We start from the raw sequence: 20,250 nt of genomic DNA, 5'->3' as shown, positions 1-20,250 counted from the left end.
ATTTCTCCGTGACCTCTGTGCCTGGAGTGGTTCGTTATTCCATGAATCTTGCGTAAGTCCTAAGTAATTAGTATCTTTTAAAAACTGCAAAATTGCTGCATTAACAACATCAGCAGCACCAGTGGAGGCATCATGATAACAATTTTGCAAAATTTGTAAACGAGAATTAGGTAGATATTGATGTAATTTTTCTCCATGACTAACAGGAAACCAACTATCTTGATCACCCCATAAAATTAAAGTTGGACATTCAATATTTTTGAGATTTTTTTGAATATTACTCAACATATTAGGCTGATTTGTGCGGAAATTCTCGATTTCTTTGGCAGCAATTTGTAATTCTTCGGCAACTTTGACCACAGTTCCAGGAATTTCAATAAATGGGTAAGTAATCCAATAAATATCTTCTTTTGTTAATAATGAGGGATCATATAATACCTTGCGTCTTTCTGTTCCCATAACTTCTCTAACTAAAGGTGCAAACCAATATGCTAGACGTAAATAATCAATTGCATGGATGATTTCTATTGGTGTTTGTGCCAGCAAATCCATAGCCCAATGAGGTAATGTTTCCGTGAAAATAGGAGCATTAATGACTACTAAACGTGCGATTAAATGAGGACTGACACCTGCTAAACCCAGGGAAATTAATGCCCCTATAGATTCGGCCACAATTATCGGTGGTTCATCACATAAACCCTGAATAATGCGTTTTAATTCAATAATTTGATGTCCATTTTCTTCTCGACGAGATACAGGTTTTTCCGAAAAACCAAAACCTTTAAAATCACAACAAATTACGCGAAAATGTTGAGATAATGGCTTAATACTAAGTCGCCAATTATAACTCCAACTGCCTAAACCATGTAATAAAATTAGGGGTTTACCCGTACCTTTTTCACCATAGGCTATTTGAATTGGATAACCTTGAGAATCGGTAATAGTGAGATTTTGCCGCCCTTGAGGAAAATTATCTTGCCACCAATCTTTCATAATTTTATGTAGGAGTAATTTAACTACCAGTGATAACTTGCCATAATATTCTTATTAATATCACGGGGATGGATATTAAGACAATGGCAATCAGAAATAAGCCGATAATCAACAGGAGGATAAAGGAATTATTTGCTTTTTTGTTTTTGCGAGGATCTTTTAAGGCTTCTTCTAATAAAATGATATTATAATTATTAGCTTTCCAGGCAAAATCAAAGAAGTCTCCTAACATGGGAATAGAGCCAATCAAGGAATCAATAATCACATTTATGACCATCCTTCCTAATGTGGCTGTAGATAGGCCTAATTGTGCGGCTTCAATGATAATATAAAAGGAAAATATTAGTCCTAGAGCATCACCACCTACGGGTATTAATCCCATGATTGGATCTAAACCGATTCCCACTTGTGTTCCGGGAATGGTAATTATATTATCTAATATTTTACTAAGTTGACGTAAACGCTTTAATCGAGGTGTAGAAGCATCAGCTGTGATAGAAAAGTGTTTAGGAGAATTAGGCATTATTCATGATTTCCGATATTGATTGAGTAGGTTGGCGTTAAAAATTGTGGTTATAACATTAGGCAAAAGTCAAGAGGTTTTCAGCGATTTTACATTTCTTTACCCAGGTTGGTTTTTTTATGCCAACTTACTTGTAGGAGATAAATGTCTCAAATTTTGGAGTAATATGTACTAAGGGAATGGAATTATATTTATGTTATGGTTCAAATTACTCAAGCACCTGTCAATTATTTTTCTTTTGCAGATTACTATGCCTATGATGATGGTACTGGAAATCGCTATGAATTAGTGGATGGAGAATTAGTTTTAATGCCTCCAGAATCAATTTTAAACTCCGATGTATCAATGCGATTATTGTTGGAATTGGCTAAAATAATCCCTCTTTATTTATTAAAGTATAAAGAGATTATGATGGAGGTAAGTGGACGTAGGGCTAAGGTACGAATCCCTGATTTATTAGTTTTGGGTGAAGAATGTCGCGCTGCTTTAGAAACTACCAAACGAGGAACAATTACCCATGATATGCCACCACCATTAATAGCAATAGAGGTGGTATCACCTGGTACTGAAAATGAAGTAAGAGACTATCGTTTCAAGCGTTCTGAATATGCAGCCAGGGGAATTGCTGAATATTGGATTGTTGACCCTGTACAGAACAAAATTACAGTTTTATCTTTAGTAGAAGGCTTTTATGAAGAATTTATCTATACAGGTGATGATTTGATTAAAAGTGCAGTATTTCCAGAAATTGAGATTAAGGTCAGTGATATTCTCACCCCATAAATTATAGCTTAAGAACGGGGTTGCAATAAAGGCAAAATCATCGCTTTTGTCTAGAATATCTTAGAATAAGCTGTACTGTATTTAATTTGTATAATTATAGCGGGCAGGATGCCCGCACTACAATATCTAGCCATATTAGGATTGTACAATTTAGCTGCTTAACAGCTTAGAATAAGCGATAGGGAAGCACTGGCCGGAAATCGCTTATTTCCATCCTTAAAACCTGTTACAAACCCTAAAATTTGCTTAAAATCCCATAGCTTCTGCAACAGCCTTTACATCTGCTGCAATACCCTGTTTAAATTGGGCATGACTGTGTTTAATAGCGGTATCTGGGTCTTTCAACCCATTACCAGTGAGGACACAAACCACAGTCGCACCGGTGGGAACTTCGTCTTTTACCTGTAACAATCCTGCCACGGAAGCCGCACTAGCGGGTTCACAGAAAATCCCTTCTGATGATGCTAATAGACGGTAAGCGTCGAGAATTTCCTCGTCAGTCACAGCCCGGAAAGTGCCTTGACTGGCTGTTTGTGCTGCAATGGCCTTATCCCAACTGGCAGGATTACCAATTCTAATGGCTGTGGCTATAGTTTCAGGATGTGTGACTGGTTGACCATTGACCAAGGGTGCAGCCCCAGCGGCTTGAAAACCCATCATTTTCGGGAGGCGATCACATTTACCATGTTGATGGTATTGACAAAAACCCATCCAATATGCTGTAATATTACCGGCATTGCCCACGGGAATACATAGCCAATCGGGGGCATCACCCAAAGCATCAACAACTTCAAAAGCGCCAGTTTTTTGCCCTTCTAGACGGTACGGATTTACAGAATTTACTAAAGTAATGGGATATTGATCCGCCATTTCTCGGACAATTTCCAGAGCGCGGTCAAAATTGCCTTGAATTGCTAGGACTTCCGCCCCATAAAGTAACGCTTGTGCCAACTTTCCCAAAGCCACGTAACCATCGGGAATTAATACAAAGGGGCGCATCCCACCTCTTCTAGCATAGGCAGCGGCAGCGGCGGAGGTATTACCAGTGCTGGCACAAATTACAGCTTTAGCACCCGCTTCTGCTGCTTTAGAAATTGCCATTGTCATTCCCCGGTCTTTGAAGCTACCAGTGGGGTTAAGACCATCATATTTGACATACACCTTCACCTGTCTGCCAATACGTTCGGCGATGGCTGGCACGGGAATCAAAGGTGTGTTACCTTCCAAGAGAGTCACCACGGGGGTTTTTTCGCTAACAGGCAAGTACTGACGATAGGCTTGTATTAGCCCTGGCCAAGGTTGGTCATGAGATTTAGCAGCAGACAGGCTCAAAGTCACGGGATTCAAAATTTATTAATTAAGGATTTGGGATCTGGAATGCTTTTAGTATAAGTATTCCACGTTTCAAGTCATAATCTTAGTTGTGGGGCATCTTCACCAAGAGCGGAGAGGATAATGACCACATTTGTAATTTATTAGAGTATATGATGAAAACTAAACAATATTTTAACAAAGCTGGGGATGAGCATGATTGGCATATTATAATTATAATATTTATAACTAATGGTGTGAGTTAAGTTTGTAATGTCAACAACTATGTCTACTATGTCATCCAGTGTTTCCGAATGCGAATCCCACGTTAACCTAGTTAAGAAGTTAACTAAGGCTTATTATCAAGACGATCAGCAAGTCAAGTTTATGAACTTACAAGCGGAGATAGATTCTCTTCTAGAGCAACTGCAAAATCTCAAGAGCGAACTGGAAATTCCTAGAGAGGAAATTAGCTAGTTAACCATTTGCTAACTTTCGTTAACTAACGATCTACTTTCCCCATGGCATACATACCACTGGTGAAAAGCGGTCGAATTTCACTGGATGTTATGATATATTTTACCTATAGCTTGTAAGCTATTTAGAATTAAGAGTATCTGGAGAAATACCATCTTGGCAAACTATTCCTCTGTAAATCAAGATAGTCACTGCGTCAAGAAAATATAATACTCTTAATTCAGTTTGCTTCTTTGTGCGAGAACCAAGCACGGCAAACACTTATTAAGTGCGCGAGGAATTTATCTTCGTGCATTGGTTGATACGCCTTGGTTGAAAGAAAAAAATCTCAACTTATGTATTTGTTAGCATTAGTTAGCAAAAAAGTATCGGATTCTACATTCGATAAATCCCCCACTGGTCTTTAATGCCTGGATTAAAAGACACCAAAACCTAAAAACTTTTTGGGTGTACCATGAGCGTCAGCCGAATGGTGTTTAGGTTTTGATTCTGTGGGTTTTTCGGCCAATTTAGGGTGAAATACTATCGTTACCGAGGCAGAGGACAGGGAGAAATGAATATAAAATAAGACTTAGGCAGGCAACACTTGTAAGGTAATAATTTCCGATACAACAGACTAGGGGTAGTTTGATAAAGGTTGTGGGCTTTAATGAAAAATAAAATTTGACGTAGCAATTCAATATAAAATCTAAAATTTAAAATCGAAATTAGCTCCATGACAAATCTGACTCCTAATTCTAGTTTTAGTGTCACCCTGCGGTTGCAAATTCCCAATCGAGTGGGGATGTTAGCATCTGTTACCCAAGCGATCGCGGCCACAGGTGGTAATCTAGGACAAATTGATTTAATTGCACAAAATCGTCAAGAATCTATACGTGATGTTACAGTTGATGCCGCCAGTACGGAACACGCAGAAACCATAGTGCAAGCGGTAAAGGAATTACCAGATATTCAGATAATTGATGTTTATGACCGTACCTTTAATTTACATCGCGGTGGTAAAATCAGTATTGTCAGCAGAATTGCTCTCAAAAGTGTTTCTGATTTAGCAATGGCTTATACTCCAGGGGTCGGTCGGATTTGTAAAGCGATCGCCGAAAATCCAGAGGAAGTATACAATTTAACTATTAAACAGAATACAGTGGCCATCGTTACCGATGGTAGTGCTGTATTAGGTTTGGGCAATTTGGGACCTGAAGCAGCTTTACCGGTCATGGAAGGAAAAGCCATGCTATTTAAAGAATTTGCTGGACTGGATGCTTTTCCCATCTGTTTGGATACTCAAAATGCTGATGAGATTGTCAAAGCTGTGAAAAATATCGCTCCTGTATTTGGTGGTGTGAATTTGGAGGATATTGCTGCACCGCGCTGTTTTGAAATTGAGCAAAGATTACAAGCAGAATTAAATATACCGATATTCCATGATGACCAACATGGGACAGCAATTGTCACCTTAGCAGCCTTATTAAATTCTCTGAAACTTGTCCAGAAGTCCATTGCAGATGTCCGCATTGTTATTAATGGCGCTGGTGCGGCTGGGGTAGCCATTGCTCGGTTACTCCGTAAAGCAGGTGCAGAAACGATTTTGATGTGCGACTCTAAGGGCATTATTTCTACAAATCGCAGCGATTTAACCCCAGAAAAACTGGAATTTGCCGTTAAAGCCCAAGGAACTTTAGCTGGTGCAGTGCAAGGGGCGGATGTATTTATTGGTGTCAGTGCGCCGGGAGTTTTGACACCGGAAATGGTGCAAGGAATGAGAAAAGATGCCATCGTCTTTGCTATGGCCAATCCCATACCGGAAATCCAGCCAGAATTAGCCCCTAAAAACGTCGCTGTCATGGCTACGGGACGGAGTGACTACCCTAACCAAATTAATAACGTCCTGGCGTTTCCAGGGGTGTTTCGTGGAGCTTTAGATTGTCGGGCGAGGAGGATTACTACTAATATGTGTTTAGAAGCGGCTAATGCGATCGCTTCTTTGGTGAATATTTCCGATTTAAACCGCCAACATATTATTCCTTCTGTTTTTGATAAACGAGTTGCTACCGCTGTTGCTGCTGCGGTGCAACAAGCTGCAAGAGAAGAAGGTATTTGTTCTAATTAATGAGTTAATTAAGTGGGATGGGTATCTTACCTGTCCCCGTGACCGGTTTGGTTTGTAAATCATTGAGGTATTTTATCTAAAAATGTATCAGATTTGGGATTTTTTTTACAGAGAAGACAGTTACTCTTTCTGGAAAGAAAAAGTAAAAAATTACCAGAATTTTAATCTATTCACGTGGGAAAAAATTCTTGGCTTTTTATCCGCATTAGAGCAAACACCATCTTTAAAAGAACATCTACTAAAAACTAATAACTTAGCGCAGTTTATCCAAGTAGCAGCAGAAAATAATTATTTTTTCACTGAAGAAGAAATCGTCTGGGTGATGATTACGAAACAACAAATTTGGGATTTTTTGGCGATAGCACAAAAAACACCAACTTTGCGGGAAGAGTTATTATCGTCTAAAACTCCTCAGCAGTTTCTAGAAATTGCTAAACAACATGATTATTACTTTTCCATAGAAGCTTTAGGATGGATATTAACAGAAATAAAATTATCCTCAAAAGTGGGGATTTTTAACCCCACCGGACAAGTTTTGTTTACACCAGTAATTGCTGGAATCTGCACTGGATTCTGGATAGGTCTTGCTGAAAGTTGGGGACTTGTACCACCATTTTGTCATATTAATAAACCAACGGGGCTTGTGAGATGGGATGAAGATATAAATGATGAAAAATACTCTCTCCGACAATGTTTTTTACCTCCTGGTTATTTTAATCAACGTCTGATTATGTAGTTTATTAGTAAGTTGGTTTGACAGGAGAAAACCTAAGATCAACAATAAATGATAAATGAATGTTGGGCTACGCTTAAACCAAGCTACTAATTACAAAAAATAAAAAACAAAAAACAAAATCCCCGACTTATGGAAGAAGTCGGGGATCTGATTTTAATGAACAAAGGTAATTTTATTAACCCAAAGAAACAGTTAAACTCCCAGGTTTAGCTAGATCTCCTGTTAACACCACACCCCGATGATTACTATGTAAATGACGGAGAATTTTGTAAATTGCTTCAATTTCCTCAGTAGCACCGGCAATATTTGCCAATTCAGCAATAGAAAGTGCTTTCCTCTGGGTTTGTAACACTTCTAAAACTCGTTTTTGTAAATCGAGAATCACAGCAGCGGCTTTTTTACCAGCTTCTACACCAGGTTGGTGATAAGCATTGACATTGATTAAACTGGCATACAAACCTACTGCTCTCTCATACAATGCAATTAATGCGCCCACAGTACGGGCATTAACTTGGGGAATAGTGACTGTAATGGAATCGCGGTTATTCTCATACAATGCTTGACGAGTTCCCAACAAGAAACCAGAGAGATAATCACCAGCGGTGACACCGGGATCAACTTCTGGGGATTTTCCTTGACGGTCTTCTAAAACTTCAATCAAGGTAGCAAAGAAATTAGGTACACCTTCCCGTAATTGTTGGACATAGGCGTGTTGGTCTGTTGAACCTTTGTTACCATAAACTGCAAGACCTTGATATACAGTTTTCCCGTCCAAATCCTTTTCCTTACCTAAGGATTCCATAACCAGTTGTTGCAAATAGCGGCTAAATAACAACAAACTGTCCTTGTAGGGGAGAACCACCATATCCTTCTGGCCTTTGCCATTTCCAGAGAAATACCAAGCCAGGGCTAATAAAGCGGCTGGGTTATCCTTGAGGTGAGGGACGCGAGTGGCATCATCCATGTCCTTTGCGCCAGATAGCATAGCACGGATATCAATGCCCTGTAATGCCGCAGGTAATAGCCCTACAGCGGACATTTCCGAGGTACGTCCACCCACCCAATCATACATGGAAAATCGGGCTAACCAGTTTTCCGATTTTGCCACTTGGTCTAAATTACTATTTTGTCCAGTAATGGCAACTGCATATTGGCAAAAATCTAATTTTTGGGCTGTATAGGCTTGTTTTACCTCAATCATGCCATTGCGGGGTTCGGGAGTTCCTCCAGATTTGGAAATTACTAACACCAAAGTGGTAGCCAGTTTATTTCCTAATTGGGATAGCACTCTATCAATACCTGCGGGGTCGGAATTGTCAATAAAGTGAATTTGTAGGGGGGGGAAGTCTGGGGAAAGGGCTTCAGCGACAAATTGGGGACCCAAGGCCGAACCACCGATACCGATAGAGATAATATCTGTAAAGCGGCTTTCTTTGGGAGGATGAATTGCACCAGTGTGTACCTGGTCTGCAAAAGCTTCGATTTGTTCTAAAGTTTGAACTATTTCTTGAGTTAGTTCTGGGGTGGGGGCTAAATCTGGATTTCGCAACCAGTAATGACCTACCATGCGGTTTTCATCGGGATTAGCGATCGCACCTTTTTCCAGTTCTAGCATATCCGCAAACGCTTTGTCAAACTTAGGTTTTAATGATGCTACAAAGGCATCATCAAAGCGCATCCGACTAATATCTAAATACAGTCCTAATCCCTCGTGTAAATATAACCAATCTTGGTATCGTTGCCAAAGTGCCTGAGCATTCATAAGAGGGAAATCTCAAATAAAGTGTTGGTCAAACATAAGTTTAATGTATGGTTTTGGTGATCCCTGCTTTGTATTATACAGTTTTTAATAGAAGCACAGATAACGATATTATACTACTGTTAGTCTTAATACTTATTAAGGCTCAGAATTTAGTAACTAATAATACACAAAACTTGACAACGGACAATTGACAATTGACAATTGACCACTAACCACCGACCACTAACAAATGACCAGCTAATGATTGAATATCTAATTTTTCTAGCTATTTCTACCGCAACCTTCGCGCTATTTGCGCTAGGACTGAATTTACAATGGGGTTTTACGGGTTTAATTAACTTCGGTCATATTGCTTTTATGACTTTAGGAGCGTACACAACAGTATTATTAACTTTTAAAGGTGTACCATTATTGCTTTCGGCTGTAGTTGGAGCAATTGTCGCCGCTTTATTGGGTTTAGTCATAGGTTTTGCGACTCTCCGCTTACGAGAAGATTATCTGTCAATTGTTACCATTGGTACAGGGGAATTAATTAGATTAATAGTAAATAATCAGGAATTACCTGTAGGTAAAGATTGGATATCTGGCTCTTTTGGTGTGCAAAGTTATGTCATACCGTTATCAACAACCCCAAATTTGTTTTTCCGCTTGGTGATGATTGCCGTGTTAACTTTATTGACAGGGATCACATTATTTTCTTTGTGGAATTGGATACGAACTGCTCAAATTTCTGCAAATAATAATACTATTAGAAACAGCAGCCTTAAACAAGAATTTACTTCCCGATTGATAGTAGGAATTGCTTTAGGACTATTAGCTCTAGCAATTTATATCTCTGGTATAATTGGCTTATACAATTATAATCCCAAAGCCGGTTTAATGTTGTTGGCATTGTTAATTTTAGCTTTCATATTTTGGCGGTTAGAAATTTTAGTCCGATCTCCTTGGGGAAGAGTGCTAAAATCTATTCGTGAAGATGAAGAAATTCCCAAAGCATTAGGTAAAAATGTCTTTTCTTATAAACTACAATCATTAATGTTGGGCGGTGCAATTGCTGGTATTGCAGGGGCGTTCTTTGCTTGGCAATTAGGAGCAATTTATCCCGATAATTTTCAACCTCAACTTACCTTTGACGCTTGGATTATGGTAATTTTAGGTGGTGCAGGAAATAATGTCGGCACAATTTTAGGTGCGGTTATTTACTTTGCTTATGACTCTTTAACTAGGGAATTTTTACCGAAAATTGTTCCTTTAGATGTAGAAAGAATTGGTGCTTTTCGGGTGATGTTTATTGGTTTAATTTTAATGGTGTTAATGATTTGGCGACCTCAAGGTATTTTAGGAAAAAAGGAGGAACTTACTCTTGGTAAATAATTAGAAATTTGTGATGTTAAAATAGTTGATACAAGCCGTTTATGGGAGGAATAGCCATGATAGTTGCAACTGCTAACAAGATGACTTTTGAGGAATTTCTTAATTATGACGATGGGACAGATAATTTATATGAATTTGAGAACGGAGAATTAATTCCTATGCCTTTAGAAAGTGAGATAAATCGGCGCATAGCAATGTTTTTAGTTGCCTATTTTCTGCAATTGGGTATTCCCTATTACCGCTTGAGTATGAAAACAGAAATTGCTGTGAATAGTCGGCAGGTGGGGGTGCGTGTTCCTGATTTGACGGTGTTTTCTGAAGAATTAGCTCAAGTGATGCAGGGGGCTACACGCTCGCTGATTTTAATGGATATGCCGCTGCCTTTGTTGGTGGTTGAGGTAGTGAGTCCAAATCAGGAAAATCGTGATTATCGTTACAAGCGTTCTGAGTATGCGGCGCGGGGAATTATTGAGTATTGGATTGTTGATCCAATTGGGCAAAAAGTGACGGTTTTGGAATGGGTAGAGGGTTTTTATGAGGAGCAGGTTTATAGGGGAGATGATATGATTTGTTCGCCTCTATTTAGTGATTTAAAGTTAACTGTGGCTGAGGTTTTACAGGGATGAAATTTGATGAACTACGACAATTTTTATTTCATAACAATAATTAAAAACCAACAAAAAACCTAAAAATGAAGTTGAGAAGAAAATCATCATGGTAAATAATATCAAATCACCGGAATTACCGCTATTAGCTGCAACTGGACTCTGTAAAAATTTTGGTGGAATTAAAGCAGTTGAAGAAGCGAATATTGAAGTTATCAAAGGTAGTATTACTGGGTTAATTGGTCCTAATGGTGCTGGTAAAACCACCTTATTTAATTTACTTTCTAATTTTATCCATCCAGATAAAGGTAGAGTCATTTTTGATGGTGAACCTATTCATCAATTACAATCATACCAAATTGCTCAACAAGGATTAGTCAGAACTTTTCAAGTTGCCCGGGTTTTATCAAAATTATCAGTATTAGAAAATATGCTTTTGGGAGCGCAAAAACAAACTGGTGAAAACTTTTGGCAAGTGCAACTGCAACCTCATGTTATTCTTAAAGAAGAAAAACAATTAAAAGAACGGGCTATGTTTTTGTTAGAATCTGTAGGCTTGGAAAAAAAGGCTTCAGACTATGCTGGTGGTTTATCTGGAGGACAAAGAAAACTTTTAGAAATTGGCAGGGCATTAATGACTAATCCTAAGTTAATATTATTAGATGAACCTGCTGCTGGTGTCAATCCTCGATTAATTGATGAGATATGCGATCGCATTATAACATGGAATCGTCAGGAGGGAATGACATTTTTAATTATTGAGCATAATATGGATGTAATTATGTCTTTATGTGATAGAGTTTGGGTATTAGCAGAAGGAAAAAATTTAGCTGTGGGGAATCCTCAAGAAATCCAAAATAATACCAAAGTTTTAGAAGCATATTTGGGACAATGATATTATATTAGATATGCCCAAAAAAATTAGAGAACTGAAAAATTTATTACTGCAATTCGGTTTTACTTGTCGGACTGGAAAAGGTAGTCACACTAACTGGTATCATCCTTTGTTATCTGGGAGAGTCACTATATCAGGTAAAGACGGAAAAGATGCGAAAGAATACCAAGAGAAAGATGTTAGTAACGCCATCAAAAAAATAGAAGAAATAAAAAAAACTCAAGAGGAAGCACAAAATGAATAATCATTACACAATCATTATTCAATGGTCAGAAGAAGATAAATGCTTTGTTGTAAGTCTTCCTGAATGGGGAGAATTTTGTCATACTCATGGAGACACTTATGAAGAGGCTTTAAAAAATGCCCAAGAAGTTTTAGAAATGCTGATTTCATCTTATTTAGAAGACGGACAACCAATACCTGAACCGCAAATTTTAGGAAAATCATTAACAGCAGCTTGATTTTTCATTAGTCCACCTGCGTGGACTTTGTTTGTATAGCCGTGATTTATAATCGTCAAGGCTTTTTATTCCTATAAAAACTAAAATCAGTGAGTAACCGTAACCTACAAGAAACCCATTTAAACCGCGCCCGTGCTAGTCTCAGACAAGCATTATCTTGGTATGGATATCTCCGTAAATCTGGACAACTAGCCGCCAACCCAGAATTAGAAAATTTACTCAAACCCGAAATAGAAGCTTTGAATAACACATTGAGTAAATTAGATGCAAATGTGATTAGAATTGCGGCTTTTGGTTTAGTTAGTCGAGGAAAATCAGCAGTATTAAACTCTTTAATAGGGGAAAAAATTCTGCAAACAGGACCTTTAAATGGTGTGACTCAATGGCCACGTTCTGTGCGCTGGAAACCGGGGGATAAGGTATTAGTCGAATTAATAGATACCCCTGGTTTAGATGAAATTGCAGGAGAATTAAGGGCGGAAATGGCGCGAAATGTAGCCGGTCAAGCTGATTTAATTTTGTTTGTTGTTTCTGGAGATATTACTAAAACTGAATATCAAGGATTATTGGAATTACGTCAAGCCCAAAAACCCTTGATTTTAGTATTTAATAAAATTGATTTATATCCAGAAATAGACAGAAATGCAATTTACAAAAATCTCCAACAACTAGGGGCGGGAAATTCCCAAAATAATCCTTTATTACCAGATGAAATTGTCATGGTAGCCGCTGAACCTGCGCCCATGGAGGTGAGAGTAGAATATCCAAACGGAACTATTAATTATGAATGGGAAACATCACCTCCCCAGGTAGAGGAATTAAAGCAAACAATCTTGAATATATTAAACAGAGAAGGACGATCTCTGTTAGCTTTAAATGCACTAATTCAAGCTAGGGAATCTGAGGAAAATATCGCCCAAAAAACCATTGATATGCGGGAAAAAGAAGCAGAAGATATTATTTGGCGATTTAGTCAATATAAGGCTTTAGTTATTGGTTTAAATCCTATTGCTTTTTTAGATATAATTGGCGGTTTTATTACTGATTTAGCCTTAATTCGTACTTTAGCTAAATTGTATGGTTTACCTATGACTAGTTATGAAGCCAGTAAATTATTAAAAACCATTTTATTTAGTTCCGGTGGTTTATTGTTGGGAGAAATCAGCAGTAGTTTAATATTAGGTTTAGGTAAAACTACCGCAGCCATAACTAGTGGTGATAATCCATTTAACATTACCACTTTTACCAGCAGCGCCATTATTCAAGGGGGAATTGCTGGTTATGGTGCTTATACCGTCGGTAAAGCTGCAAAGTTATATCTTGAAAAAGGCTGTACTTGGGGACAATTGGGCGCTAATACCGTCATTCAGGAGATTTTATCTCAAGTTGATAAAAACACTATTTTGTATCGCTTACAGCAAGAATTGGGCGGTAATTTTGGAGAATTTTGATCTTGAATTAATCAAAAATAATCAAAAACAATTTTCTTTTTTTTTGTTGTAGGGATTGACTTGCGGTGCTAGGGGTGATATTATGATAATGGGAGTGCGTCTTTTCATAAAAATTTTATCACCACTCCATTATATTAATATAGCACATCGCCGGCAATGTGGCAACTCCGTCCCGAAAAAAAAATTTGCCCCCCCCGACGCAAAGCTGAGAAATTGTGTAGAATTACTGGGTGTAACGATGAACCGAGATAATGGATTTTAATCTGCAAGCGCCCTTTGTCCCTACTGGTGATCAACCACAAGCGATCGCTCAACTTTCTGCTAGTATTCAAAAAGGAAATCATTATCAAACATTACTTGGTGCGACAGGAACCGGGAAGACATTTTCCATAGCCGCAGTTATTGCCAAAGTGAATAAACCTACTCTAGTATTAGCACATAATAAGACATTAGCAGCCCAATTATGTAATGAACTGCGGGAGTTTTTTCCTGATAATGCAGTAGAGTATTTTGTTAGTTATTATGATTATTATCAACCCGAAGCATATCTACCAGTTACAGATACTTATATAGAGAAAACATCAGCAATTAATGAAGAAATAGATATGTTACGACATTCTGCTACCCGTTCCTTATTTGAACGTCGGGATGTAATTGTTGTGGCTTCAATTAGTTGTATTTATGGTTTAGGAATGCCGGCAGAATATTTAAAAGCTGCAATTCGATTACAAATAGGAATGGAAATAGATCCTCGGCAAATTTTACGGGATTTAACCGCAGTTCAATATAGTCGTAATGACATAGAAATGGGCAGGGGAAAATTTCGAGTCCGAGGTGATGTTTTAGAAATTTCTCCTGCTTACGAAGATAGAATTATTCGCGTCGAATTTTTTGGTGATGAAATTGACGCAATCAAATATATAGATCCTGTCAGCGGTGAAATTATTGGTAATTTAGCAGCAGTAAATATTTATCCTGCGCGTCACTTTGTTACTCCCAAAGAAAGAGTAGAAATAGCTTGTGAAGATATCGCTAGAGAACTAAAACAGCAAAAATTAATATTAGAAGAAACGGGGAAATTAGTCGAAGCGCAACGTATTGATCAACGCACCCGTTATGATTTAGAAATGTTAAGAGAAGTGGGATATTGTAACGGAGTAGAAAATTATTCTCGTCATTTAGCTGGAAGACAAGCAGGAGAACCACCTGAATGTTTAATTGATTATTTTCCCGAAGATTGGTTATTAGTAATAGATGAATCTCATGTTACCGTTCCCCAAATTCGGGGAATGTATAACGGAGATCAAGCGAGGAAAAAAGTATTAATAGATCATGGTTTTCGACTTCCCAGTGCTGCGGATAATCGTCCTTTAAAAGCAGAGGAATTTTGGCAAAAAGTCAATCAATGTATTTTTGTTTCTGCGACTCCAGGAAATTGGGAACTAGAGATTTCTGAGGATAATATTATTGAACAAGTAATTAGACCAACGGGAGTAATTGACCCTGAAATATTTGTGCGGCCAACGGAAGGACAAATTGATGATTTATTAGGAGAAATAAAAGATCGAGTTGACCGTCAGGAAAGAACCTTAATTACAACATTAACTAAACGTATGGCCGAAGATCTAACTGAATATTTAGAAGCCAGGGGAATCAGAATTAGATATTTGCATTCAGAAATTAATTCTATTCAACGGATAGAAATTTTACAAGATTTGCAAAATGGTGTTTTTGATGTCTTAGTTGGTGTAAACTTGTTGCGCGAGGGTTTAGATTTACCAGAAGTTTCTTTAGTTGCAATTATGGACGCAGATAAAGAAGGATTTTTGAGAACAGAACGTTCTTTAATTCAAACTATTGGACGCGCAGCACGTCATGTTAAGGGAAAAGCAATTTTATATGCTGATAAATTAACAGATAGTATGATTAAAGCTATTGATGAAACTGATAGAAGAAGGGGGATTCAAATGGCTTATAATAAATTACATGGAATTACACCCCAACCGATTAAGAAAAAGTCGAGTAATGCTATTTTATCATTTTTAGATGCTTCTCGGCGTTTAAATGCTAGTGATTTAAACATAGTTGATGAACATTTAGATGAATTATCTTTGGAGGATATTCCTCAGTTAATTATTTTATTAGAAAAACAGATGAAAGAAGCAGCTAAAAAGATGGAATTTGAAGAGGCTGCAAAATTACGCGATCGCATTAACCATTTAAGAGATAAAATGTTAGGACGTTAATATATGGTATTTGTGATTTGTGTGAATATTTTTTTTAACGAACCACAGAGGCACAGAGGACGCAGAGGAGGAGGAAATTTATGTTAACCAATATTCGTCAAATCACGGTTAATGAATATCACCAAATGGCCGAAATAGGTATATTTCACCCGGAAGAACGCTTAGAGTTAATATCAGGACAAATTATCAAAATGGCCGCTAAAGGAACTGCACACGAAGCTGCTATAACCCGGACGCAAAGAATATTAAATCAACGTTTAGGTGATAAGGTTTTAATTAGAACTCAATCACCAATTAAACTTGATGATTACTCAGAACCAGAACCAGATATTGCAGTTGTGAAAACTGATGCTTTGGATTATGAAGATCATCATCCCCAACCATCAGAAGTCTTTTTAGTTATTGAAATTGCTGATTCTAGTCTGAAATATGATCGAGAAGTAAAAACTTTAGCCTATGCTAAATCAGGCATTATTGATTATTGGGTTTTAGATATTAATGGACGTAAATTGTATGTATATCGTCTACCCAATCCAGAAGGTTATCAAAGTGAAAGTATTTTAGGGGAAAATTTGACAGTTTCACCTTTAGCTTTTCCTGAGTGTGAAATTAAGATTAGGGATTTTTTGAGGAAGATTTAAAGGAGGTGAAAATTGGCGATCGCATTAAGCATTTAAGAGATAAAATGTTAGGTAGATAAATTAAATTTATAATTAGCGCACTACTAACTTATTTTGTGTAGCAGCTTCTTGAATTAAACGGTTGTTGCTAGTGAATACCTGAATGTCTGGAACAACACTATAATCAATATCATCAGTAATAACTTGAAATTGTCCTGCTTTGCTAATAGCTTCAAGCATCAGCAAATCATAACCATCAACTGCTTGAGTGCTAAATCGCTTAATAGCAGCATCAGTAGTAGCATCATTTACTGTTAGGTCAATGAGTTTAGCAAAATTTTTCACTTGTCTCCAAGCAGACCGGACTTCAGCTACAACATTAGCTCTTTCTAGCGGATAATTATGACGGTATTCCTTGATTGGTAAGTTTCCATTGGATTTAATATAAGTTTCATATTCGTGTTTCTCAATAATATGAGCAAGTTCAGCTAAAGTGAGTCCAGAGTATGTGAGAGTAGCTCTATTTGAGTAAGCTAAATTCAGATAGTTAGGATAATTTTTGCTTTGGTAATTAGAAAATCTTTTATATGCGTAAGTTTGCCAAAACCATACGTTAGTATCTACAAAGAAAATATCGCTTTTCTTTGGAGTATCTTTTCTAATGTCTATCACATCAGCTTGAATGTTGAGATTAATCGCCATAGCTCAAAAACTTGCAGCCATATCTGTAATTACTACATCCACAGCAGTTCGATATTTTTCATCAGAGTAATACCGTTTGGCCTTAGTCATTACATATTCTAGAACATCCCATCCATCATCATTGAGAGCAATAAATTCCATCAGTTGATTCACTTTTTCTGGGGAAATGTCTTCCAACAATTGACCAAATGCAAAGTTCATAAATGGAGAAGCAAAAACTTTCACCCCCGTAAAATCTAATTCTACTGGTTCGCCACGGAGTAAGCAGGGATGAATAATTTCATAGAGTTTTTGACCAGGCTCCTCAGTAGTGGCTAATTCGCCCACCATATCGTAAATTTTGTGTATCATATCCGTATCTCCTCCTTTGTAGAATATTCGCCTCTTGTATTCAGAAACTACAGCTTCGCCATGTAAACTATCAGAATCTAAAACGTAGTATTTCTCGTCACATTGAAAAGTTATATTAATTAGCGTTCCAGAGGAATTATATCATGTCCGGTTGAACAGTTATCATATCTGTTGAGGCTGGTAATGGGTAATTGGTAATTGGGAAAAGGCAATATAATGATCAACTATATTGTAGCTTATCTTGGCGTATGCGTCATTAATAATTACTGTCTGAGAAACTTCTATTATTGCTGAAATCCTATATCTTAGTATACAGCAGCTTTAATTATTGCATTCTCTCCGCGTCTGTGCGCCTCTGGGTGCATAAAAAAGAATGTAACTTTATCTAATTCCATTTCCGTAAATTTTTATGAACCACTGCTAAATACCACATATAGTCATCAATTTTGTACTCGTCCGCAGCTTTCAGAATATATTCCCGTGCTAAGTCTAAATTATTCTCAGCTTCATAATATAAACCCAAATAGAGATGACTGTAAAACTTACCCTTTAATCCTGATAATTTTCCCACATTCAAAACATCATCTTTGGAACAATTACCAGCAAAAAAATCATATATAACTCCCATAATTTTCCGAGAATCATTTTTCACAGGTAATAGAGAATTACGTGCTTCCGTAACTCCAGATAATCTAGCCATACAAAGATAGCGCCAAACCGTTTCCTCCACGTCTTGAGAATTGACAGTTAAATCAACTTCAAACTGTTTAGCACCCTGAGAAAATTGTTCAGCATAATAATAAGATAAACCCCGTTGCCAAAGATAAGGAGTAATGTGAAAATCTAAATTTTCCGCAGTATCAAAATCTTGAATTGATTCCTGAATTTTCCCTAACTTAAAATAGACCATACCTCGACGAATATAACCATGAGGATTATTTGGCTGACGATTAATAGTATGATTCCATTCCTTCAGTTCACTTTGTAAAGAATTAATAAAAAACATATTAATAAGTAATTTTCTGTCTCTGTGTTCTCTGTGTTCTGGCGTGGTTCGTTAAAAAAATTAACTCTACCCTGCGGTACTAGCTTATAATACACTTTGTACTTGCATACTCAAAGGGGAATAGATGACAATTAAGAGATTGTTGTTAATAGTGCTAACGCTGTTAGCTGTCATGTTGTCAGGTTTATCTTTATTAAGTAGCTGGCAAAAACCTCAATTCCAAAGTCGTCTAGAATTGTACCAGACTAACATAGTTTTACGGGCCCAGGCATGGCAACCAGAAGATAGTAGCGATCATAGCATTCAAACAATTCAGGAATCTATTATTGGCGAAAATCCCTTAGCAAGCGCAACCAAGCAATACCAGGAAGCTAGTGAATCTATCAAAACCAGTTTACAGGCAACTAAAAATAAGTTAACGGAACTCCAATTTTTAGTAACTACTTCTATTTCCGCAGAAGAGAAAAGTTTACAAAACTTAATTCAGGAACAGGAGACGTTATTAGCGGAAGTAGACTTAGGACTGGGAATTTTGCAAGCACAGGAACAAGAAACAGATAAAGCTATCAAAACCTGGAGTAATCTACAGCAATACTCAGATATTAACCCCAAATACAAAGAAACTGCCGAAACATTAACCGGAATGTGGAGTAAACCCCCGCGTTTATTCCCCAAAGCTGAAAAACTGATTCAACAAAACCTAAATGGTTGGTTTCGGGATACAGCCTTAGTGCAATTATATAGACTTCAACAACGTCAAGAAGCGTTATCAGCTTTAGAAATTGCCCAACAAGAAGCCGCAACCCAAGCGGTGTTCAAATTAGGGATAATTGCGACTATTCCCAGCTTAACAGCCTTAATAGGGACAATTCTGCTCATTTTCCTATTAACTCAACGCTTACTCAAAGGTCGAGAATCCCTATTAGCTAGAAATGGTGATTTACTTTGGTCAACTCCTTGGAATTGGGAAATAATTATTCAGGTTTTTGTCCTTGGTTTCTTTTTAATGGGGCAATTATTTATACCAGAATTATTATCTATTTTGCCTATTCCCCGTGGTACAGGTAATGTAAGAGTTGCAGCTTTGACAGTTTTAGTCAGTTATATGTTAGTTGCTTTAGGTTGTTTGTCAGTGCTGTATTTTTCTATAAAGCGTTTTTTCCCCCTTCCCCCCCACTGGTTTCGCTTTAATTTCTTTAGTAATTGGTTTTGGTGGGGAATAGGTGGATATTGTGCAGCTTTACCTATTGTCGTCATAGTATCATTAATTAACCAAAAATTATGGCAAGGACAGGGGGGAAGTAACCCACTATTACAAATGGCGCTAGAAAGTCGAGATTATACGGCATTGGGGATATTTTTCTTTACCGCAGCCATAGCAGCACCGATTTTTGAAGAATTTCTATTTCGCGGTTTTTTATTACCATCTCTGACGCGCTATACTTCCGTATGGGGGGCAATTTTCACCAGCGCACTGTTATTTGCTGCTGCTCACCTCAGTTTATCAGAAATACTACCGTTGACAGCATTGGGAATAGTATTAGGAGTAGTTTACACGAGAACACGCAACTTATTAGCCTCCATGTTCCTCCATAGTCTTTGGAATAGCGGCACATTAATCAGTTTGTTTATTCTAGGTAGTAACAACTAAGGATTTTATCAGATATTAGGTAAATACAATACATAATTATACAATATCTGGTTGAACACTTATCATATCTGTTGAGGCTGGTAATGGGTAATTGGTAATTGGGCTGACATGATATTACTTAGTAGCTATTACCTAAGTAGGTGAACGGAAAAAACCGACATAAGTAACGAAAAGTAAAGTTGCCCAAAACCTGTTC

At 37.4% G+C, this 20,250-nt stretch carries 20 protein-coding genes; 13 read left to right on the top strand and 7 right to left on the bottom strand.

Annotated features, from left to right (window positions below):
• Positions 1-993 (bottom strand): alpha/beta fold hydrolase (locus tag ACIR131C_RS22715; RefSeq protein ID WP_081677198.1); only part of this gene is annotated, 993 nt, incomplete at its 3' end.
• A 19-nt stretch (positions 994-1,012) separates the two neighbouring features.
• Positions 1,013-1,516: a DUF4112 domain-containing protein gene (locus tag ACIR131C_RS0113580; RefSeq protein ID WP_028090642.1), complete on the bottom strand. Its 504-nt coding sequence runs from the start codon at positions 1,514-1,516 to the stop codon at positions 1,013-1,015.
• A 198-nt stretch (positions 1,517-1,714) separates the two neighbouring features.
• Here ACIR131C_RS0113580 and ACIR131C_RS0113575 point away from each other — a divergent pair, with 198 nt between their 5' ends.
• The gene (locus ACIR131C_RS0113575) at positions 1,715-2,299 is read left to right on the top strand and encodes a Uma2 family endonuclease (RefSeq protein WP_035372060.1); all 585 of its coding nucleotides are present in this window, start codon (positions 1,715-1,717) and stop codon (positions 2,297-2,299) included.
• Positions 2,300-2,545: 246 nt separating this feature from the next.
• On the opposite strand, the gene thrC is transcribed toward ACIR131C_RS0113575, so the two are convergent.
• Positions 2,546-3,637 (bottom strand): threonine synthase, encoded by a 1,092-nt coding sequence (gene thrC, locus ACIR131C_RS0113570; protein ID WP_028090640.1) that lies wholly within the window; start codon positions 3,635-3,637, stop codon positions 2,546-2,548.
• 258 nt (positions 3,638-3,895) lie between these two features.
• Here thrC and ACIR131C_RS0113565 point away from each other — a divergent pair, with 258 nt between their 5' ends.
• From ACIR131C_RS0113565 to ACIR131C_RS0113555, 3 genes are all read left to right on the top strand, one after another.
• Positions 3,896-4,087, top strand: coding sequence for a hypothetical protein (locus tag ACIR131C_RS0113565; RefSeq protein WP_035372063.1), 192 nt, complete (start codon positions 3,896-3,898; stop codon positions 4,085-4,087).
• Between the two features lie 715 nt (positions 4,088-4,802).
• Positions 4,803-6,194, top strand: a complete 1,392-nt coding sequence (locus ACIR131C_RS0113560) for a malic enzyme-like NAD(P)-binding protein (protein ID WP_028090638.1) — start codon at positions 4,803-4,805, stop codon at positions 6,192-6,194.
• Positions 6,195-6,276: 82 nt separating this feature from the next.
• Positions 6,277-6,930, top strand: a complete 654-nt coding sequence (locus ACIR131C_RS0113555; protein WP_035372059.1) for a Nif11-like leader peptide family natural product precursor — start codon at positions 6,277-6,279, stop codon at positions 6,928-6,930.
• 175 nt (positions 6,931-7,105) lie between these two features.
• Here ACIR131C_RS0113555 and ACIR131C_RS0113550 read toward each other — a convergent pair whose 3' ends face one another.
• Positions 7,106-8,692 carry a glucose-6-phosphate isomerase gene (locus ACIR131C_RS0113550; RefSeq protein WP_028090636.1) on the bottom strand — a complete coding sequence of 529 codons (1,587 nt, stop codon included), beginning with the start codon at positions 8,690-8,692 and terminating at the stop codon, positions 7,106-7,108.
• 240 nt (positions 8,693-8,932) lie between these two features.
• Between ACIR131C_RS0113550 and ACIR131C_RS0113545 the strand changes: the two genes are divergently transcribed.
• The 8 genes from ACIR131C_RS0113545 (at position 8,933) to ACIR131C_RS0113505 (ending at position 16,365) form a co-directional block, all read left to right on the top strand.
• Positions 8,933-10,066, top strand: a complete 1,134-nt coding sequence (locus tag ACIR131C_RS0113545; protein WP_028090635.1) for a branched-chain amino acid ABC transporter permease — start codon at positions 8,933-8,935, stop codon at positions 10,064-10,066.
• A 56-nt stretch (positions 10,067-10,122) separates the two neighbouring features.
• Positions 10,123-10,692 (top strand): Uma2 family endonuclease, encoded by a 570-nt coding sequence (locus ACIR131C_RS0113540; RefSeq protein WP_028090634.1) that lies wholly within the window; start codon positions 10,123-10,125, stop codon positions 10,690-10,692.
• An 88-nt stretch (positions 10,693-10,780) separates the two neighbouring features.
• A complete protein-coding gene (locus ACIR131C_RS0113535; protein WP_028083027.1) occupies positions 10,781-11,566 on the top strand; it encodes an ABC transporter ATP-binding protein in 786 nt (261 codons plus the stop codon).
• Positions 11,567-11,579: 13 nt separating this feature from the next.
• Entirely contained in the window at positions 11,580-11,810 is a 231-nt protein-coding gene (locus tag ACIR131C_RS0113530; protein ID WP_028090633.1) for a type II toxin-antitoxin system HicA family toxin, read from the top strand.
• Complete coding sequence (locus tag ACIR131C_RS0113525; RefSeq protein WP_028090632.1) at positions 11,803-12,027, top strand: type II toxin-antitoxin system HicB family antitoxin; 225 nt, start codon at positions 11,803-11,805, stop codon at positions 12,025-12,027. The genes ACIR131C_RS0113530 and ACIR131C_RS0113525 overlap by 8 nt, the downstream gene beginning before the upstream one ends.
• Before the next feature lie 89 nt (positions 12,028-12,116).
• Positions 12,117-13,478 carry a GTP-binding protein gene (locus tag ACIR131C_RS0113520; RefSeq protein WP_028090631.1) on the top strand — a complete coding sequence of 454 codons (1,362 nt, stop codon included), beginning with the start codon at positions 12,117-12,119 and terminating at the stop codon, positions 13,476-13,478.
• A gap of 248 nt (positions 13,479-13,726) precedes the next feature.
• The gene (uvrB, locus tag ACIR131C_RS0113510; RefSeq protein ID WP_028090629.1) at positions 13,727-15,724 is read left to right on the top strand and encodes an excinuclease ABC subunit UvrB; all 1,998 of its coding nucleotides are present in this window, start codon (positions 13,727-13,729) and stop codon (positions 15,722-15,724) included.
• Positions 15,725-15,804: 80 nt separating this feature from the next.
• Entirely contained in the window at positions 15,805-16,365 is a 561-nt protein-coding gene (locus tag ACIR131C_RS0113505; protein ID WP_028090628.1) for a Uma2 family endonuclease, read from the top strand.
• Positions 16,366-16,437: 72 nt separating this feature from the next.
• Here ACIR131C_RS0113505 and ACIR131C_RS0113500 read toward each other — a convergent pair whose 3' ends face one another.
• The 3 genes from ACIR131C_RS0113500 to ACIR131C_RS0113490 all read right to left on the bottom strand — a co-directional run bounded on the left by ACIR131C_RS0113500 (position 16,438) and on the right by ACIR131C_RS0113490 (position 18,403).
• On the bottom strand, positions 16,438-17,046 hold the full coding sequence (locus ACIR131C_RS0113500) for a hypothetical protein (protein WP_028090627.1): 609 nt from the start codon (positions 17,044-17,046) through the stop codon (positions 16,438-16,440).
• Between the two features lie 3 nt (positions 17,047-17,049).
• Complete coding sequence (locus ACIR131C_RS0113495) at positions 17,050-17,397, bottom strand: STAS-like domain-containing protein (RefSeq protein ID WP_028090626.1); 348 nt, start codon at positions 17,395-17,397, stop codon at positions 17,050-17,052.
• Positions 17,398-17,782: 385 nt separating this feature from the next.
• Positions 17,783-18,403, bottom strand: a complete 621-nt coding sequence (locus ACIR131C_RS0113490) for a tetratricopeptide repeat protein (RefSeq protein ID WP_028090625.1) — start codon at positions 18,401-18,403, stop codon at positions 17,783-17,785.
• A gap of 124 nt (positions 18,404-18,527) precedes the next feature.
• Between ACIR131C_RS0113490 and ACIR131C_RS0113485 the strand changes: the two genes are divergently transcribed.
• Positions 18,528-20,054 carry a CPBP family intramembrane glutamic endopeptidase gene (locus ACIR131C_RS0113485; protein WP_028090624.1) on the top strand — a complete coding sequence of 509 codons (1,527 nt, stop codon included), beginning with the start codon at positions 18,528-18,530 and terminating at the stop codon, positions 20,052-20,054.
• Positions 20,055-20,250 lie beyond the last annotated feature (196 nt).

The organism is Dolichospermum circinale AWQC131C (assembly GCF_000426905.1).
Taxonomy (GTDB): domain Bacteria; phylum Cyanobacteriota; class Cyanobacteriia; order Cyanobacteriales; family Nostocaceae; genus Dolichospermum; species Dolichospermum circinale.
This window is presented reverse-complemented; position numbering and strand designations above follow the sequence as displayed.

What these genes read in the sequence shown, in the direction of transcription:
- ACIR131C_RS0113580 (WP_028090642.1), bottom strand. Translation starts at nt 1,516, where the DNA reads ATGCCTAATTCTCCTAAACACTTTTCTATCACAGCTGATGCTTCTACA.
- ACIR131C_RS0113575 (WP_035372060.1), top strand. Translation starts at nt 1,715, where the DNA reads ATGGTTCAAATTACTCAAGCACCTGTCAATTATTTTTCTTTTGCAGAT.
- ACIR131C_RS0113565 (WP_035372063.1), top strand. Translation starts at nt 3,896, where the DNA reads ATGTCTACTATGTCATCCAGTGTTTCCGAATGCGAATCCCACGTTAAC.
- ACIR131C_RS0113560 (WP_028090638.1), top strand. Translation starts at nt 4,803, where the DNA reads ATGACAAATCTGACTCCTAATTCTAGTTTTAGTGTCACCCTGCGGTTG.
- ACIR131C_RS0113555 (WP_035372059.1), top strand. Translation starts at nt 6,277, where the DNA reads ATGTATCAGATTTGGGATTTTTTTTACAGAGAAGACAGTTACTCTTTC.
- ACIR131C_RS0113550 (WP_028090636.1), bottom strand. Translation starts at nt 8,692, where the DNA reads ATGAATGCTCAGGCACTTTGGCAACGATACCAAGATTGGTTATATTTA.
- ACIR131C_RS0113545 (WP_028090635.1), top strand. Translation starts at nt 8,933, where the DNA reads ATGATTGAATATCTAATTTTTCTAGCTATTTCTACCGCAACCTTCGCG.
- ACIR131C_RS0113540 (WP_028090634.1), top strand. Translation starts at nt 10,123, where the DNA reads ATGATAGTTGCAACTGCTAACAAGATGACTTTTGAGGAATTTCTTAAT.
- ACIR131C_RS0113535 (WP_028083027.1), top strand. Translation starts at nt 10,781, where the DNA reads ATGGTAAATAATATCAAATCACCGGAATTACCGCTATTAGCTGCAACT.
- ACIR131C_RS0113530 (WP_028090633.1), top strand. Translation starts at nt 11,580, where the DNA reads ATGCCCAAAAAAATTAGAGAACTGAAAAATTTATTACTGCAATTCGGT.
- ACIR131C_RS0113525 (WP_028090632.1), top strand. Translation starts at nt 11,803, where the DNA reads ATGAATAATCATTACACAATCATTATTCAATGGTCAGAAGAAGATAAA.
- ACIR131C_RS0113505 (WP_028090628.1), top strand. Translation starts at nt 15,805, where the DNA reads ATGTTAACCAATATTCGTCAAATCACGGTTAATGAATATCACCAAATG.
- ACIR131C_RS0113500 (WP_028090627.1), bottom strand. Translation starts at nt 17,046, where the DNA reads ATGGCGATTAATCTCAACATTCAAGCTGATGTGATAGACATTAGAAAA.
- ACIR131C_RS0113495 (WP_028090626.1), bottom strand. Translation starts at nt 17,397, where the DNA reads ATGATACACAAAATTTACGATATGGTGGGCGAATTAGCCACTACTGAG.
- ACIR131C_RS0113490 (WP_028090625.1), bottom strand. Translation starts at nt 18,403, where the DNA reads ATGTTTTTTATTAATTCTTTACAAAGTGAACTGAAGGAATGGAATCAT.
- ACIR131C_RS0113485 (WP_028090624.1), top strand. Translation starts at nt 18,528, where the DNA reads ATGACAATTAAGAGATTGTTGTTAATAGTGCTAACGCTGTTAGCTGTC.